This is a genomic window from Spirillospora sp. NPDC046719, assembly GCF_040645715.1.
Lineage (GTDB): Bacteria > Actinomycetota > Actinomycetes > Streptosporangiales > Streptosporangiaceae > Spirillospora.
Window position 1 is genome coordinate 1 of the sequence record NZ_JBEYYT010000204.1, and the last position, 16,312, is coordinate 16,312.

Consider the following 16,312-nt stretch of genomic DNA (forward strand, 5'->3'; position numbering starts at 1 on the left):
GCGCGAGCCCCGCGTCCTCCGCCACGGCGAGCCCCTCGCCCGTGAGCGCCAGCGCCTCGGCGGCGCGGCCGGTGTTCAGCCGCGCGTGCGCGAGCGTGTTCAGCACCCGGACGCGCTCTCCCGCGCCGAGGCCGCGGGAGAGGAGCCGTTCCAGCGGTCCGGTGTCGCCGTCGCCGTCGCGCGCGGCGGCCGCGGCCACGATGAACTCCAGGCCGCCGGTCCGCGGCGCCGGGTCGAGAGCGGCGGCGAGCTCCAGGGCCTCGCGGCCGAGCCGTCCCCCCTCGTCCATCGCCCCGTGGACGAGCAGCCGGGAGGCGAGGTGCGCGAGCCTCTTGACGCGGTCCGGGGGCGAGGCGGCGGCGAGGCGTGCGGCCTCACGGAGGTCGTCCAGCTCGCCGTCGTGCCCCTGGAATCCGCGCAGCATCCCCCGGAGCGCGAGGAGCCGGGCGGCCTCGACGGGGGAGCGGGCCGGGTCGGTGCCGTCCAGCGCCTGTCGCACGAGCGGCAGCCCGCGCCTGGGGTCGCCGGCCGCGCTCGCGGCCTCCGCCGCGTCCTCCAGCACCCGCAGGCGGGTGCGCCCGGTCAGCTCGGCAGCGCCGGGGACCTCGTCCCACAGGGCGAGGACGCGTTCCAGCAGGGTGAGCTGCTCGGCGTAGGCGGTCGCCGCCCGCCGCTCTTCGGCGGCGCGCCAGGCGGCGGCCAGCGCCTTGGCCGGGTCGCCGCACCACTCCCAGTGGACGGCGAGGGCACCGGACGGGGCGTCGCTGAGCTCGGGTGCCCGCTCGATGGTCTCGGCGTAGCGGCGGTGCAGGGCGGCCCGTTCGCCCGGCAGCAGGTCGCCGTGGACGGCCTCGCGGATGAGCGCGTGCCGGAACGCGTAGCCGTCCCCGTCGGCGGCCAGCAGGCCGTGCTCGACGGCGGGACGCAGCGCCTCGGTCAGCTCGGCGTCCGTGCGGCCGGTCACCGCGGCCAGCAAGGCATGGCCCACCCGGTCCCCGGCGGCGCTCGCCGCGCGCAGCACCGCGCGGGCGGCCTCCGGGAGCCGGGCGACGCGGGCGAGCAGCAGGTCGCGCAGCGTCCCTGGCAGGGCCTCGCCGGGGGCGGCGACGAGCGTCTCGACGAACAGCGGGTTGCCGCCGCCGCGCGCGTGGACGTCCCGGACCGTCGCGTGGTCCGCGGCGCCGAGGATGCCGCGCACCTGGTCGGCGACCTCGGCGACGGTCAGGGGCGGCAGGTCGAGCCGGGCGACGTGGGGGAGCCGGCCGAGTTCGGCGAAGAGTGCGCGGGCCGCCGGCTCCTCGGGCCGGAACGTCACGACCAGCAGCACCCCCGGACGCGGCGGGTTGCGGAACAGGAAGGACAGCAGGTCGCGCGTCGAGCCGTCGGCCCAGTGCGCGTCCTCCACGACGAGGACGGCCGGTTCGCGGGCGCCGAGCCGTTCGGCGAGCGTGAGCACGTGCTCGAACAGCCGCATCCGGCCGGCGCCCTCGTCGGGCGGCGGGGCGTCGGCGCTCAGCGCGGGCATCAGCCGGGCCAGCTCCGGCAGGGCCGCCGCGGGCATCAGCGCGGTGACCGCGTCCCGGCCGAGCCGCCGCAGGATCGCGGTGAACGGGGCGTAGGGCAGGTTCGCGGCGCCGAGGTCGAGGCAGCCGCCGGTGACGGCGCGCACGTCCCGCGTGAACTCCTCGACCAGGCGCGTCTTGCCGCCGCCGGCCTCGGCGGCGACCAGCACGGCCGCGGCCTCGCCGGCGCGGGCGCGGTCATGGGCGGCGCGCAGCGCGGCCAGTTCGGCGGCGCGCCCGGCGAAGACCGGGCTGACGGGTCCCATGCCTTCAGCATGGCGGTGCGCGTCCCGGCGTTCCATCGGAATTCACGCTTAAAGTTACTTGTGTCGCGATAAGAGTCCGGGTAGCCTGGACGCGTCACATCGTCGCCCGGCAGGGGAGTCCGTTGGAGTTCTGAGGTCCGGCACCGCGCAGCGGCCGTCCACCGGCCCGCGCACGACCTCAGCGGCCCCACGTCCCGCCGGGCTTCCTCATGCCCGCCCGCGCGTCGCGCGCCCTCCGCGGTGTCTCCATGTATCAGCAGTCCGCGTGTCAGCAGCCCGCTCGCACCCGCCATGGAGGCCGCTCATGTCATTCGCCATCGTCTGCTCGGACCTGTCGTTCGCGTGGCCGGACGGCACCGCCGTCCTCGACGGCCTGGACGCCGCGTTCGGCGCCGGCCGGACCGGCCTGATCGGGGTCAACGGGTCCGGCAAGTCCACCCTGCTCAAGCTGATCGCCGGGGAGCTGCGTCCCGGGTCCGGGACCGTCGCCGTCGAGGGCGAGGTCGGCCGTCTGCCGCAGAACCTCGCCCTGGACGGCTCCGCCACCGTCGCGGACCTGCTCGGCATCGGCGCCGCCCGCGCGGCGCTGCACGCCATCGAGCGCGGCGAGGCCACCGAGGAGAACTTCGCCGCCGTCGGCGACGGCTGGGACGTCGAGGAACGCGCGCTCGCCGAGCTGGGCCGGCTCGGCCTCGGCCACCTCGGCCTGGACCGGCCCGTCGACACCCTGTCGGGCGGCGAGACGGTGATGACCGGGCTGGCCGCGCTGTTCCTGGCCCGCCCGGACGTGCTGCTCCTCGACGAGCCGACCAACAACCTCGACCTCGACGCGCGGCGCCGCCTGTACGACGCGGTCGAGTCCTGGACGGGCGTACTGCTCGTCGTCAGCCATGACCGGGAGCTGCTGGACCGGGTCGACGCCATCGCCGACCTTCGCGACGGCGCCGTCCGGTCGTTCGGCGGCAACCTGTCCGCCTACGAGGAGCTGCTCGCGGTCGAGAAGGAGGCCGCGGAACGGATGGTCCGGGTCGCCGGGACCGACCTGCGCCGGCAGAAGCGCGAACTGGAGGAGGCCCACGTCAAGCTCGCCCGCCGCAAGCGGTACGCGAACAAGATGTACGAGAACAAGCGGGAACCGAGGGCCGTCATGAAACTGCGGAAACGCGAGGCGCAGGTCTCGGCGGGCAAGCACCGCATCATGCACGAGGAACGCCTCGCCGGGGCGCGGACGCGGCTCGCCGAGGCGGAGGACGCGGTGCGCGAGGACGCCGCGATCCGGATCGAGCTGCCCGCCACCCGCGTCCCGGCCGGGCGGACGGTCGCCGCGGTCACCGGGCTCCGCGCGCCCGACCCGGCACCGGGCACGCTGGCCGAGCTGATCGTCCGGGGCCCGGAGCGGATCGCGCTCACCGGGCCGAACGGCTCGGGGAAGACGACGCTCCTGCGCGCGCTCACCGGCGAGCGCGTCCCGGACGGGGTGTCGGTGCGGATCGGCGTGGACGGCGTGCGGTACCTGCCGCAGCGGCTCGACGTCCTCGACGGGGACCGCAGCGTCGTCGACAACGTGCGCGCGGCCGCGCCGTCGGCGACGCCCGCCGAGATCCGGCAGGGGCTGGCGCGGTTCCTGTTCCGCGGCGCGAGCGCCGACCGGCCCGCCGGGACCCTGTCCGGCGGCGAGCGGCTGCGCGCGGTGCTGGCGTCGCTGCTGCTCGCCGACCCCGCGCCGCGGCTCCTGCTGCTGGACGAGCCGACCAACGACCTCGACATGGACAGCGCCGCGCGGCTCGGCGAGGCCCTCGCCGCCTACGAGGGCGCGCTGATCGTGGTCAGCCACGACCTGCCGTTCCTGCGGACGCTGCGCCTCACCCGGTGGCTGCGCATGGACCGCCGCACCGGCCTGGCCGAGGCGGGGCCCATGTGACGCGCAAGGCCCCGCGCGGAACGTCCGCGCGGGGCCTTCGGGGCCGCCGGTCAGGTCAGGACGCGGCGGGTGAACGTGCGGGTCGCGGCCCACGTGAGCAGGATCGTCCCGCCGACGATGGCCAGCAGGAACGCCCACACCGGCATGTGCGGGATGGCGGGCGTCAGGGTGCTGCGCAGCCCCTCGCTGACGTACACGAGCGGGTTGAACAGGCTGAGGATCTGCAGCCACCGGATGTGGTCCAGCGCCGACCACGGGTAGTACACGCAGCCGAGCATCGTCATCGGCAGCAGCACCATCGCGAACAGCACCTGGACCTTCTGCGGGTTCAGCAGCGTGCCGAGCAGCAGCCCGCCGGACGCGGCCAGCAGCGACCCGGCCACCATCACCACGACCAGCACGGCCCAGTTCCCGACGTGCACGTGCGGGGACTGGCCCTCGGCGTGGATGAGCAGCACGGCGGGGAACACCAGCAGCCCGCCGATCAGCCCCTGCAGGGCCGCCGCGACGATCTTCTGCACCGCCAGCAGCGGGATCGGCACCGGCGCCAGCGCCCGGTCGGTGATGGACTTCTGCCAGTTCAGCTCCATCATCAGCGGGAAGATCACCGCCATCATCGCCTGCATGATGATGGACGAGCCGACCAGCCCGGGCACCAGGATCGTGGAGAACGTCGGCCCGCCGGGCCCGCCCGCCATCGCGCCGCCGCCGAGCTTGGGCAGCACGTAGGAGAAGACGAACACGAACATCACCGGCTGCACCAGCACCCGGACGAACGTCGACAGGAAGTTCTTGCGCATCACCCGCGCCTCGCGGGCCATCATCGCGGCGAACGTGCGGGGGATCGTCGCCCGCGCCGGCGGCGGGGGCGTCAGGACGGTCGCGGCCGGGGCGGTCATTCGCGGTATTCCCTTCCGGTGAGGGTGAGGAAGACGGTCTCCAGGCTGGGGCGCAGCTGCGTGGCGTCGGTGACGCCGACGCCGGCGGCCGACCCGATCGCGACCAGCTCGCCGAGGATGCCCTCGGGCTCGGTGGCGAACACCCGGACCTGCCCGTCGGTGACCTCGACCTTGCTGATGCCGTCGCGGGCGGACAGCTTGTGGATCTGGTCGGGGGCGGGCGCGTCGTAGGCGACGGTGATGACGGTGTCGGCGCCCGCCGCGTTCTTCAGCTCGTCCACGGTGCCCGCGGCGAGGATCCTGCCGTGGTCGACGACCGCGACGCGGTCGCAGAGCGCCTCGGCCTCCTCCATGTAGTGGGTCGTGAGCAGGATGGTCTGCCCGCCCGCCTGCAGGCCGCGCAGCACCTCCCACAGGTTGGTGCGGGTCTGCGGGTCGAGGCCGGCCGTCGGCTCGTCCAGGAACAGCACCTCGGGCCCGTGCATCAGGGCCCGGCAGATCATCACCCGCTTGGCCTGCCCGCCCGACATCTCGAACGGGTTGCCCTTGCGGTGCTCGGTGAGCCCGAACAGCTCCATCAGCTCGTCGGCGCGGCGCCGGGCGTCGCGCGCGCTGAGCCCGAAGAACCGGCCGCGGAACTCCAGGTTCTCGGCGGCGGTCAGGTCGCTGTCGAGGGTGTTGTTCTGCGACACCACGCCGATGCGGCGCTTGATCTCGACGGCGTCCCGCACCACGTCCAGCCCGGTCACCCGCGCGGTGCCGCCGGTCGGGACGACCAGGGTGGTGAGCATGCCGATGGTCGTGGACTTGCCCGCGCCGTTCGGGCCGAGCAGCCCGAAGAACTCGCCGCGGGGAACGTCCAGGTCGATGCCGCGGACGGCGGGCACCTCGGGCCGCGGTCCGGCGGCCGGGTAGGTCTTCTTCAGCTCCACCGTCTGGACGGCGGGCTCGGGGGGTGCGCTCACGCGCGGTCTCCCTTCCCTTGCGTGCCCTCGGAGTAGGTCTCGAACTGCTTGATCAGGTTGAGCAGGAAACGGCGGACGGCCGCCTCGTCGCCCTCGTCGACGACGTCGTAGAGCTCGTGCAGGTCCGCGCCGATCGGGCCGGACTTCTCCGCGACCAGCCGGCGGCCCGAGTCGGTGATCCGCAGCATCACCCCGCGCCGGTCGCGGTGCGAGCGCTCCCGGACGACGTGGCCGTTGCGCTCGAGCGTGTCGACCACCGAGGTCACCGTGGCCGGGGTGACCAGCAGCCGCTTGGCGCACTCGCCGGGCCGCAGGCCGTCCTCGACGATGAGCAGGCGGAGCAGGAAGAACCCCGCGGGGCTGATGCCGTGCCGCTCGACGATCCGCCAGACGACGGGACCCGACAGCCGTGTCGCGGCGGCGAAGAGCCGGCCGATCGGCCACTCCTCCATGGGGCCGAGGAGCTTGAGGTCGTAGCCGAGGTTCTCCATGGCGGCGATGTTAGGCCACTGATGGTTCGAGGGCAAATCTTTAGGTGCCTAATTACTTTCCGGGCCATGGATGTCAATGTAAGTTGACATCCCGGAGGTGTCAACTCATGTTGACGTGCCGGCGCGTCTCGCGCGGCCGCGGCGCCCCTGTGTCGCTCGTCTCAGAACCCGCTGACCGCCCGTCCGACGTTGAATAGATTTCCAGTTGCGTGCATACTCTTACCTGCTTGCTTCCGAAGGAGTGGACATGGGAATCCGGACGGCGGTCGCCGGCGCCAGCGGTTACGCGGGCGGCGAGCTGCTGCGCATCCTCGCGGGACATCCAGAGTTCGAGATCGGCGCGCTCACCGCCGGCGCCAACGCCGGCACCGAGCTCGGCGCGCACCAGCCGCATCTGCGATCGCTGGCCGGGCGCGTCCTGGAGGAGACCACCCCGGACACCCTGGCCGGCCACGACGTGGTGTTCCTCGCCCTGCCGCACGGCCAGTCCGGGCCGCTCGCCGCGGAGCTCGGCGACGACGTGCTCGTCGTCGACTGCGGCGCCGACCACCGGCTCACCGACCCCGCCGCCTGGGAGGCGTTCTACGGCACCCCCCACGCCGGCACCTGGCCGTACGGGCTGCCGGAGCTTCCGGGACAGCGGGACGCGCTCCGCACCACCAAGCGGATCGCCGTCCCCGGCTGCTACCCGACCGCCGTCACCCTCGCGCTCTTCCCGGCGTTCGCCGCCGGGCTCGCCGAACCCGACGTCGTCGTGGTCGCCGCGTCCGGCACCTCCGGCGCCGGCCGCGCCCTCAAGCCGCACCTGCTCGGCAGCGAGGTCATGGGCTCCGTCAGCGCCTACGCGGCCGGCGGCGTCCACCGCCACACCCCCGAGATGACGCAGAACCTCGGCGCCGTCGCCGGCGAGCCCGTCACCGTGTCGTTCACGCCGACGCTCGCCCCGATGAGCCGCGGCATCCTCGCGACCTGCACGGCCAAGGCCCGGCCCGGCGTCACCGCCGCGACCCTCCGCGCCGCCTACGGCGACGCCTACGCCGGCGAGCCCTTCCTCGGCCTGCTGCCCGAGGGGCAGTGGCCCGCCACCTCCATGACGCTCGGCGCGAACACCGCGCTCGTCCAGGTCGCCCTGGACGAGGCGGCCGGCCGCATCATCGCGGTCGCCGCCGTCGACAACCTCGCCAAGGGCACCGCGGGCGGCGCCGTCCAGAGCGCCAACCTCGCCCTCGGCCTCCCGGAAGAACTCGGGCTGACCACGATCGGAGTGTCCCCTTGAGCGTCACCGCCCCCCGGGGTTTCCGCGCCGCCGGCGTCGTCGCCGGGCTGAAGGACAGCGGCACCCGCGACCTGGCCCTCGTCGTCAACGACGGGCCGTCCCGCGCCGCCGCCGCCGTCTTCACCCGCAACCGCGTCAAAGCCGCGCCCGTCCTGTGGTCGGAGCAGGTCCTCAAGGGCGGCCGCGTCCGCGCGGTCGTGCTGAACTCCGGCGGCGCCAACGCCTGCACCGGGGCCGCCGGCTTCCAGGACGCCCACGCCACCGCGGAGAAGGCCGCCGAGCTGCTCGCCGACTCCGCCGGCGAGATCGCCGTCTGCTCCACCGGCCTCATCGGCGAGCGGCTGCCGATGGACGCGCTGCTGCCCGGCGTGGACAAGGCCGCCGCCGAGCTGTCGCGCGGCGACGGCGGCCTCGCCGCCGCCGACGCCATCCGCACCACCGACACCGTCGCCAAGATCTCCTTCCGGCAGGGCGAGGGCGGCTACATGATCGGCGCGATGGCGAAGGGCGCGGGCATGCTCGCCCCGTCCCTCGCCACCATGCTGTGCGTGATCACCACCGACGCCGACCTGCCCGCCGAGGCGCTGGACCGGGCGCTGCGCGCCGCGACCCGCGTCACCTTCGACCGGCTCGACTCCGACGGCTGCACCTCGACCAACGACACCGTCCTGCTGATGGCGTCCGGCGCGACCGGCGCCGTCCCCGCCGAGGACGAGTTCACCGCGCTGCTCACCGAGGTGTGCGCCGACCTGACCCGGCAGCTCCTCGTGGACGCCGAGGGCGCGTCCAAGGCCATCGCGATAGAGGTCGTCGGCGCCGCGTCCGAGGACGACGCCGTCACGGTCGGCCGGTCCGTCGCCCGCAACAACCTGCTCAAGTGCGCCATCCACGGCGAGGACCCCAACTGGGGCCGGGTGCTGTCGGCGATCGGCACCACCGACGCCGTGTTCGAACCCGACCAGCTCAACGTCGCGATCAACGGCGTGTGGGTGTGCCGGAACGGCTCGTTCGGCGACGACCGCGACAAGGTCGACATGCGCCCCCGCGACGTGACGATCACCGCCGACCTGTCGGCCGGCCCGCACAGCGCGACCGTCTGGACGAGCGACCTCACCGCCGACTACGTCCACGAGAACTCGGCGTACTCCACATGAGCGCGATCACCAGCGGCGCGCAGATGCGCAAGAACCGCGCCGGGGTCATGGGCAAGGCGGAGACGCTGATCAAGGCGCTGCCGTGGCTGGAGCGCTTCCACGGCACCACCGTCGTGATCAAGTACGGCGGGCACGCGATGACCGACGAGGCGCTGCGCCACCAGTTCGCCGAGGACATCGTGTTCCTGCGCTACGCCGGGCTCAAGCCGGTCATCGTGCACGGCGGCGGCCCCCAGATCAACGCCGCGCTCGAGCGCAACGGCATCGACTCGACGTTCACCGCCGGGCTCCGCGTCACCACCCCGGAGGCCATGGAGGTCGTCCGGATGGTGCTGACCGGGCAGGTGCAGCGGGACGTCGTCGGGCTGATCAACCGGCACGGCCCGTTCGCCGTCGGCATGTCCGGCGAGGACGCCAACCTGTTCACCGCCGAGCGCAAGCACGCGCTCGTGGACGGCGAGCGGGTCGACATCGGCCAGGTCGGCGAGATCGTCGAGGTGCAGGTCGGCGCCGTCCGCGCGCTGCTCGACGACGGGCGCGTCCCCGTCGTGTCGAGCGTCGCGCGCGGCGACGACGGCGAGGTGTACAACGTCAACGCCGACACGGCCGCCGCGGCGCTCGCCGTCGCGCTGGACGCGGTGAAGCTCGTCGTGCTCACCGACGTCGAGGGCCTGTACTCCGACTGGCCCGACAGCGACGACGTGATCGACCGGCTGACCACCGACGAGCTGGCGGCGCTGCTGCCGGACCTGTCGGCCGGCATGGTGCCGAAGATGGAGGCGTGCCTGGCCGCCGTGCGCGGCGGCGTCCCGCAGGCGCACGTCCTGGACGGCCGCGTCCCGCACTCGCTGCTGCTGGAGATCTTCACCGACGAAGGGATCGGAACGATGGTGCTGCCGAGCCTCCCCGGCGGACCCGTGAGGGAGGACCTGAAATGAGCGCGGACGACCTGCGGAAGCGGTTCGAGGCCGCGTTCATGCCGAACTACGGCGTCCCCCCGGTCGCGCTGGCGCGCGGCGAGGGCTGCACCGTGTGGGACGCCGACGGGCGCGCCTACCTCGACCTGATCGCCGGCATCGCGGTCAGCTCCCTCGGGCACGCCCACCCCGCCCTCGTCGAGGCGGTGTCCGCGCAGGTCGCGTCCATCGCCCACACCTCCAACCTGTTCCTGAACGAACCCGAGGTGCGGCTCGCCGAGCGGCTGCGGGACCTGCTCGGCGGCGACGGGCGGGTCTTCCTCGCCAACAGCGGCACCGAGGCCAACGAGGCCGCGCTGAAGCTCGCGATCAAGTACGGCAAGACCAGCGGCCGGACGTACTTCGTCGCGACGGAGAACGGATTCCACGGCCGCAGCATGGGCGCCCTGTCGCTCACCGGGAAGAAGGCGATCCGCGAGCCGTTCGGCCCGTTCGCCATCGACGTCCGGTTCGTCCCCTACGGCGACGCGGACGCGCTCAAGGCCGCCGTCGGCGAGCGGTGCGCCGCGGTGTTCCTCGAACCCACGCAGGGCGAGGCCGGCGTCGTCCCCCCGCCCGACGGCTACTTCACCGCCGCCCGGGAGATCTGCGACGCCACCGGCGCGCTGTTCGTCGCCGACGAGATCCAGTCCGCGATCGGCCGGACCGGCGCCTGGTTCGCGTTCCAGCACGAGAACGCCCGCCCGGACGTCCTCACGCTCGCCAAGGGACTCGGCGGCGGCCTGCCGATCGGCGCCTGCGTCGCGTTCGGCGAGCACGGCGGGACCTTCGCCAAGGGCGACCACGGCAGCACGTTCGGCGGCAACCCGGTCAGCGCCGCCGCCGCCCTCGCCGTCCTCGACACCATCGAGAAGGACGGCCTGCTCGCCAACGCCGCCGCCGTCGGGGAGGTCCTCGCGTCCGGGATCGCGGCGATCGACCACCCGCTGCTCAAGGGCGTCCGGGGCCGGGGCCTGTGGCGCGCCGCCGTCCTCACCGGCCCGCACGCGCCCGCCGTCGAGGCCGCCGCCCGCGACGCCGGCTTCCTCGTCAACGCGCTCCAGCCCGACGCCCTGCGGATGGCCCCGCCCCTCATCCTCACCGAGGAGCAGGCCCGCTCGTTCACCACCGCGTTCCCCTCGATCCTCGACGCCGCCGCGTCCGCCGTGAAGGAGAGCTGACCCCCATGACCGTCAGGCACTTCCTGCGCGACGACGACCTCGCGCCCGCCGAGCAGGCCGAAGTCCTCGACCTCGCCGCGAAGGCCAAGAAGGACCGGTTCGCCTACCGGCCGCTCGAAGGCCCGCAGTCCGTCGCGGTGCTGTTCGACAAGCCCTCCACCCGGACCCGGCTGTCGTTCGCGACCGGCATCGCCGAACTCGGCGGCCACCCCCTCGTCATGGACGCCGGCAGCAGCCAGCTCGGCCGCGGCGAGAGCATCGCCGACACCGCCCGCGTGCTCGAACGCCAGGTCGCCGCGATCGTCTGGCGGACGGCCGGGCAGGCGCGCGTCGACGAGATGGCCGCCGGCACCGCCGTCCCCGTCGTCAACGCCCTCACCGACGAGTTCCACCCCTGCCAGATCCTCGCCGACCTGCAGACCGTCCGGGAGGCCAAGGGCGGCCTCACCGGCGCCTCCCTCGCCTACTTCGGCGACGGCGCCAACAACATGGCCCACTCCTACCTGCTCGGCTGCGCCACCGCCGGGATGCACGTCCGCGTCGCCGCGCCGGCGTCCCTGCCGCCCGACCCCGCCGTCGTCGCGCGCGCCACCGAGATCGCCGCCGCCACCGGCGGCTCGGTGACCGTCACGGACGACGCCGCCCGCGCCGCCGCCGGCGCCGACGTCCTCGCCACCGACACCTGGGTGTCGATGGGGGAGGAGGGCAAGGACACCTCGCTCTACGAGCCGTACCAGGTCAACGAGGACCTCCTCGCCCTCGCCGACCCCGAGGCGATCGTCCTGCACTGCCTGCCCGCCTACCGCGGCAAGGAGATCACCGCCGGCGTCATCGACGGCCCCCGCAGCCGCGTGTGGGACGAGGCCGAGAACCGGCTGCACGCCCAGAAGGCACTGCTGACCTGGCTCCTGGAGCGATCCCGTTGACGACCCCGATGACCAAGACCGCCCGCCAGTCCCGGGTGATCGACCTGCTGACCCGCCACCCCGTCCACTCGCAGGGCGAGCTCGCCAAGCTCCTGCAGGACGACGGCGTCGACGTCACCCAGGCCACCCTCTCCCGCGACCTCGTCGAGATCGGCGCCGTCAAGCTCCGCGCCGACGACGGCAGCCTCATCTACGCCGTCCCCGGCGAGGGCGGCGAGCGGATCCGCCGCGCCCGCACCGGCGCCGCCGAGACGTTCGCCGGCCGGCTCTCCCGGATCGCCGCCGAACTGCTCGTGTCGGCGGAGGCGTCGGCGAACCTGGTCATCGTCCGCACCCCGCCGGGCGCGGCGCAGTACCTGGCCTCGGCGATCGACCACGCCGAGTGGCCGACGATCCTCGGCACGGTCGCGGGCGACGACTCCATCCTCGTCATCGCCCGCGACCCGCACGGCGGCGACGTGGTCGCCGAGGCGCTCCTCAGGCTGACCGCCGGCCGGGAACGACGAGGTTAGAGCCGTCCCCCGCCCCGGGCGCCGCCGCGCCCGCCGCGCGGGGCGCCTGACGCGCGCCCCGGCCCCGGGGCATGGTGGGATGGCGAGTACACGAACGCACAGCGCGAGAAACAGCGCCGAGAAGAAGAGGAATTCCGTGACCAAGGCACCGACGCGACTGTGGGGCGGCCGGTTCGAGGGCGGCCCGTCGGACGCGCTCGCGCGGCTCTCGGTGAGCGTCCAGTTCGACTGGCGGCTCGCCCCGTACGACCTGATGGGCTCCCGCGCCCACGCCCGCGTCCTCAACCGGGCCGGGCTGCTCACCGACGACGAGCTCGAGCGCATGATCGGTGCCCTCGACGACCTCGAGGCCGCCTGCCGGTCCGGGGAGTTCCGGCCCGCGGTCGCCGACGAGGACGTGCACACCGCCCTCGAACGCGGCCTGCTGGAGCGGCTCGGCGCCCTCGGCGGCAAGCTGCGCGCCGGCCGCAGCCGCAACGACCAGGTCGCCACCGACCTGCGCCTGTACCTGCGCGACCACGCCCGGCAGATCGTGTCCCGGCTCGTCGAGCTGGAGACCGCGCTGATCGCGCAGGCCGAGCACAACCTCGGCGTCGCCGCGCCCGGCATGACCCACCTGCAGCACGCGCAGCCGGTCCTGTTCTCCCACCAGCTGCTCGCGCACGTCCAGCCGCTCACCCGCGACGTCGACCGGCTCCGCGACTGGGACCGGCGCGCCGCCGTCTCCCCGCTCGGCTCCGGCGCCCTCGCCGGCTCGTCGCTGCCGCTCGACCCGCAGGCCACCGCCGCCGAACTCGGCTTCGACGCCGCCGCGCCCAACTCCATGGACGCCGTCGCCGACCGCGACTTCGTCGCCGAGTTCCTCTTCGCCGCCGCGCTGATCGGCGTGCACCTGTCCCGCCTCGGCGAGGAGGTCTGCCTCTGGGCGTCGCAGGAGTTCCGCTGGATCGAGATGGACGACACCTACGCCACCGGGTCGTCGATCATGCCGCAGAAGAAGAACCCCGACGTCGCCGAGCTGGCCCGCGGCAAGGCCGGCCGGCTCATCGGCCATCTCGTCGGCCTCCTCACCACCCTCAAGGGCCTGCCGCTCACCTACAACCGCGACCTCCAGGAGGACAAGGAGGGCGCGTTCGACGCCGTCGAGACGCTGCTGCTCGTCCTGCCCGCGATGTCCGGCCTGATCGCCACCATGCGGGTCAACACCGAGCGGCTGGAGACCTCCGCGCCCGACGGGTTCGCCCTCGCCACCGACCTCGCCGAGCTGCTGGTCCGGCGCGGCGTCGCGTTCCGCGACGCCCACGAGGTCGTCGGGCACCTCGTCGTCTGGTGCCAGGTCAACGACAAGGACTTCGACGACCTCACCGACGACGAGCTGGCCAAGGTGTCGCCGCACCTCACGCCGGACGTCCGCGAGGTCCTCAACGTCCAGGGCGCGCTGGCGTCCCGCAAGGCCTACGGCGGCACCGCGCCCGACCGCGTCCGCGAGCAGATCGCCGCGCTGCGCGCCCAGGTCAACGACCACGCCTCCTGGGCCGCCGACTCCGACGCCTGACCGGCGGCTGGAGCGGAGCGGAAGGCACCGGTCAGGCCGCCCTTGCCGGAGGTGCGGGCGGCCCCACAGGGGGTACCGACCGGCGCCCGGCCGGGGCGGTCCGCGCCGCCCTCTAGGCTGGTCGACCGGCGGACCACCCCCTAGACCACGGTGAGGCGATGGACGGAGCGCTGCTGCCACGGGACTTCTTCGACCGGCCGGTGGACGAGGTGGCGCCCTCGCTGCTCGGGCACGTGATCACGCATCGCACGCCCGAGGGCGAGGTCGCCGCGCGGCTCACCGAGGTCGAGGCGTACGCGGGCCCGCTCGACCCCGCGTCCCACGCGTACCGCGGCGAGACGCCGCGCAACGCGGTCATGTTCGGGCCGCCCGGGCACGTCTACGTGTACTTCACCTACGGCATGCACTTCTGCATGAACCTGGTCTGCGGCCCCGAGGGGACGTCGTCGGCGGTGCTGCTGCGCGCAGGCGAGATCATCGAGGGGGAGGACCTCGCGCGGGCCCGCCGCCCGAAGTCCACCGTCCGCGACCTGGCCCGCGGCCCGGCCCGGCTGTGCCAGGCCCTCGGCGTCGTCCGGGACCAGAACGGCCTGGACGTGTGCACGCCCGGCGGCGAGATGACGATCCTGCGCGGCGAGCCCGCCGACCCCGCGCTGATCCGCAGCGGGCCGCGGACCGGCGTCAACGGCGCCAAGGAGGTGCCGTGGCGGTTCTACGTCGACGGCGACCCGACCGTGTCGCCGTACCGGGCGCACGTCCCGCGCGTCCGCCGGAAGGCCGCCGGGCGGGCCTGACCTCCGAATATCGTTGGCGTGGGCTCAGGCCCATCGGGCAGTCTGGTGAAAGAGCCGGACGGCAAGGCTGAGACGAGGGAGAACGTGACCGACATCCTGGATGACCTCGCGTGGCGCGACCTGATCGCGCAGTCCACCGATCTGGACGAGATGCGGGCGCTGCTCGCCGCGGGGCCGGTCACGCTGTATTGCGGGTTCGACCCGACGGCGCCCTCGCTGCACCTCGGCAACCTCATCCAGATCCTCATCCTGCGGCGCTTCCAGCAGGCGGGCCACCGCCCCCTCGGCCTCGTCGGCGGCGCCACCGGCCAGATCGGCGACCCGAGCGGCAAGAGCGCCGAACGCGTCCTGAACTCCGAGGAGACCGTCGCCGGCTGGGTCGAGCGGATCCGCGGCCAGGTGTCGCGGTTCCTGGACTTCGACGAAGGCCCCACCGGCGCCACCATGGTCAGCAACCTCGACTGGACCGGCCCCATGTCGGCCATCGAGTTCCTGCGCGACATCGGCAAGCACTTCCCGGTCAACCGGATGCTCGCCCGGGAGACCGTCAAGGCCCGCCTCGACACCACCGGGATGAGCTACACCGAGTTCAGCTACGTGCTCCTGCAGTCCATGGACTTCCTGGAGCTGTACCGCCGGTACGGGTGCGTCCTGCAGACGGGCGGCAGCGACCAGTGGGGCAACCTCACCGCCGGCGTCGACCTCATCCGCCGCGTCGAGGGCGGAAGCGCCCACGCGCTGACGACGCCGCTGCTCACCAAGGCGGACGGCACGAAGTTCGGCAAGACCGCCGGGGGCGAGACGTACTGGCTCGACCCCGAGCTGACCTCGCCGTACGCGTTCTACCAGTTCTGGATCAACGCCGACGACCGCGACGTGGAGAAGTTCCTCAAGGTCTTCAGCTTCCGCTCCCGCGAGGAGATCGAGGACCTGGTCAAGCAGGGCGCCGAGCGGCCCGCCGCACGCCTGCCGCAGCGCGCCCTCGCCGAGGAGATGACCACGCTCGTCCACGGCGCGGACGAGACGGCCGCGGTCATCGCCGCGTCCAAGGCCCTGTTCGGCCAGGGCGCGCTGGAGGAGCTGGACGAGCGGACCCTCAGGTCCGCGCTCGCCGAGGTGCCCCGCACGGAGATCCCACCGGGAGAGCTCCCGCCCGTCGTGGATCTCCTGGCGGCCTCAGGGCTCTGCAAGAGCAAGTCGGAGGCCCGGCGGACGATCAGCCAGGGCGGCGTGTACCTGAACAACGCCAAGGTCGAGTCGGAGGACGCCGCGCCGGCGTCCGGCGACCTGCTGCACGGCCGCTTCCTCGTCCTGCGGCGGGGCAAGCGGAACGTCGGCGGCGTCGAGGTGACCGGCTCCTGAACCGCGCGTGACGAGCGCCCGTCCGGACCTCTCCGGGCGGGCGCTCGCCCTACCCGGGGGAAAACTTCGGTAGATCCACGTCACAGTGAGGTCACGAGCGGCCTCAACTGGGCCGCTCTGAGGCCACGAAACCCCCTCTGACCTGCTTAAACGTGCCGCAGGCGATCGATTTGACGGTCCCCTCGCAGGGACCTAATGTTCTACACGCCCCACGGGGGAGCGGGACGCCGGCAAGGCGGCCGGCCCCGGGGGAACCTCCAACAGATCAGCTGGGACGGACCTGTCCGCGCCCAAATGGGACGTTGGAGGCCGAACCGCCCAGAGTTTGACAAAGCGGGCGGATCGGGTAGGCTTGAAGGGTTGCCCCGGGGTGGGGCTCGCGGAAGCGGGTCCGGCGCGGTGGGTGTCCGTTTCTTGAGAACTCAACAGCGTGTTAAAAGCCAGTGCCTTTATCGACCTGGCCGGTTCGGCCGGGTCGCCCCGTGCCATCCC

At 73.6% G+C, this 16,312-nt stretch carries 14 protein-coding genes; 10 read left to right on the plus strand and 4 right to left on the minus strand.

The window, feature by feature from the left end; genetic code table 11:
- Nucleotides 1-1,828: ATP-binding protein (locus tag ABZ914_RS29445; protein WP_500197145.1), on the minus strand; the 1,828-nt coding region annotated here is incomplete at its 3' end.
- Between the two features lie 304 nt (nt 1,829-2,132).
- Here ABZ914_RS29445 and ABZ914_RS29450 point away from each other — a divergent pair.
- Complete coding sequence (locus ABZ914_RS29450) at nt 2,133-3,749, plus strand: ABC-F family ATP-binding cassette domain-containing protein (protein ID WP_500197147.1); 1,617 nt, start codon at nt 2,133-2,135, stop codon at nt 3,747-3,749.
- 50 nt (nt 3,750-3,799) lie between these two features.
- Here the strand turns inward: ABZ914_RS29450 and ABZ914_RS29455 are convergent, their stop codons facing one another.
- Genes ABZ914_RS29455 through ABZ914_RS29465 form a run of 3 tightly spaced genes read right to left on the minus strand, consistent with a single transcriptional unit; the run spans nt 3,800 to nt 6,104 of the window.
- Nucleotides 3,800-4,648: an ABC transporter permease gene (locus ABZ914_RS29455; RefSeq protein WP_500197149.1), complete on the minus strand. Its 849-nt coding sequence runs from the start codon at nt 4,646-4,648 to the stop codon at nt 3,800-3,802.
- On the minus strand, nt 4,645-5,613 hold the full coding sequence (locus ABZ914_RS29460; RefSeq protein ID WP_387030469.1) for an ATP-binding cassette domain-containing protein: 969 nt from the start codon (nt 5,611-5,613) through the stop codon (nt 4,645-4,647). Before ABZ914_RS29460 ends, ABZ914_RS29455 begins: the two co-directional genes overlap by 4 nt.
- On the minus strand, nt 5,610-6,104 hold the full coding sequence (locus ABZ914_RS29465) for a MarR family winged helix-turn-helix transcriptional regulator (protein ID WP_500197151.1): 495 nt from the start codon (nt 6,102-6,104) through the stop codon (nt 5,610-5,612). Before ABZ914_RS29465 ends, ABZ914_RS29460 begins: the two co-directional genes overlap by 4 nt.
- Nucleotides 6,105-6,351: 247 nt before the next feature.
- On the opposite strand from ABZ914_RS29465, the gene argC reads away from it, so the two are divergent.
- The 9 genes from argC (at nt 6,352) to tyrS (ending at nt 15,820) form a co-directional block, all read left to right on the plus strand.
- Entirely contained in the window at nt 6,352-7,380 is a 1,029-nt protein-coding gene (argC, locus tag ABZ914_RS29470; protein ID WP_500197153.1) for an N-acetyl-gamma-glutamyl-phosphate reductase, read from the plus strand.
- Nucleotides 7,377-8,534, plus strand: coding sequence for a bifunctional glutamate N-acetyltransferase/amino-acid acetyltransferase ArgJ (gene argJ / locus ABZ914_RS29475; protein ID WP_500197155.1), 1,158 nt, complete (start codon nt 7,377-7,379; stop codon nt 8,532-8,534). The genes argC and argJ overlap by 4 nt, the downstream gene beginning before the upstream one ends.
- Nucleotides 8,535-8,557: 23 nt before the next feature.
- Nucleotides 8,558-9,472 (plus strand): acetylglutamate kinase, encoded by a 915-nt coding sequence (argB, locus tag ABZ914_RS29480; RefSeq protein WP_190856612.1) that lies wholly within the window; start codon nt 8,558-8,560, stop codon nt 9,470-9,472.
- Nucleotides 9,469-10,671: an acetylornithine transaminase gene (locus ABZ914_RS29485; RefSeq protein WP_500197157.1), complete on the plus strand. Its 1,203-nt coding sequence runs from the start codon at nt 9,469-9,471 to the stop codon at nt 10,669-10,671. The genes argB and ABZ914_RS29485 overlap by 4 nt, the downstream gene beginning before the upstream one ends.
- Nucleotides 10,672-10,676: 5 nt before the next feature.
- Nucleotides 10,677-11,597, plus strand: a complete 921-nt coding sequence (argF, locus tag ABZ914_RS29490; RefSeq protein ID WP_500197158.1) for an ornithine carbamoyltransferase — start codon at nt 10,677-10,679, stop codon at nt 11,595-11,597.
- Nucleotides 11,598-11,605: 8 nt separating this feature from the next.
- On the plus strand, nt 11,606-12,109 hold the full coding sequence (locus ABZ914_RS29495; protein WP_500197165.1) for an arginine repressor: 504 nt from the start codon (nt 11,606-11,608) through the stop codon (nt 12,107-12,109).
- A gap of 136 nt (nt 12,110-12,245) precedes the next feature.
- Nucleotides 12,246-13,664 carry an argininosuccinate lyase gene (gene argH / locus ABZ914_RS29500; protein WP_500197159.1) on the plus strand — a complete coding sequence of 473 codons (1,419 nt, stop codon included), beginning with the start codon at nt 12,246-12,248 and terminating at the stop codon, nt 13,662-13,664.
- Between the two features lie 158 nt (nt 13,665-13,822).
- Complete coding sequence (locus ABZ914_RS29505; RefSeq protein ID WP_500197161.1) at nt 13,823-14,458, plus strand: DNA-3-methyladenine glycosylase; 636 nt, start codon at nt 13,823-13,825, stop codon at nt 14,456-14,458.
- Nucleotides 14,459-14,542: 84 nt separating this feature from the next.
- On the plus strand, nt 14,543-15,820 hold the full coding sequence (gene tyrS, locus ABZ914_RS29510) for a tyrosine--tRNA ligase (RefSeq protein ID WP_500197163.1): 1,278 nt from the start codon (nt 14,543-14,545) through the stop codon (nt 15,818-15,820).
- Nucleotides 15,821-16,312 lie beyond the last annotated feature (492 nt).

Bases quoted from the DNA above. Each gene is read 5' to 3' on its own strand.
- ABZ914_RS29450 (WP_500197147.1), top strand. From the start codon at position 2,133: ATGTCATTCGCCATCGTCTGCTCGGACCTGTCGTTCGCGTGGCCGGAC.
- ABZ914_RS29455 (WP_500197149.1), bottom strand. From the start codon at position 4,648: ATGACCGCCCCGGCCGCGACCGTCCTGACGCCCCCGCCGCCGGCGCGG.
- ABZ914_RS29465 (WP_500197151.1), bottom strand. From the start codon at position 6,104: ATGGAGAACCTCGGCTACGACCTCAAGCTCCTCGGCCCCATGGAGGAG.
- argC (WP_500197153.1), top strand. From the start codon at position 6,352: ATGGGAATCCGGACGGCGGTCGCCGGCGCCAGCGGTTACGCGGGCGGC.
- argB (WP_190856612.1), top strand. From the start codon at position 8,558: ATGCGCAAGAACCGCGCCGGGGTCATGGGCAAGGCGGAGACGCTGATC.
- ABZ914_RS29485 (WP_500197157.1), top strand. From the start codon at position 9,469: ATGAGCGCGGACGACCTGCGGAAGCGGTTCGAGGCCGCGTTCATGCCG.
- argF (WP_500197158.1), top strand. From the start codon at position 10,677: ATGACCGTCAGGCACTTCCTGCGCGACGACGACCTCGCGCCCGCCGAG.
- ABZ914_RS29495 (WP_500197165.1), top strand. From the start codon at position 11,606: ATGACCAAGACCGCCCGCCAGTCCCGGGTGATCGACCTGCTGACCCGC.
- ABZ914_RS29505 (WP_500197161.1), top strand. From the start codon at position 13,823: ATGGACGGAGCGCTGCTGCCACGGGACTTCTTCGACCGGCCGGTGGAC.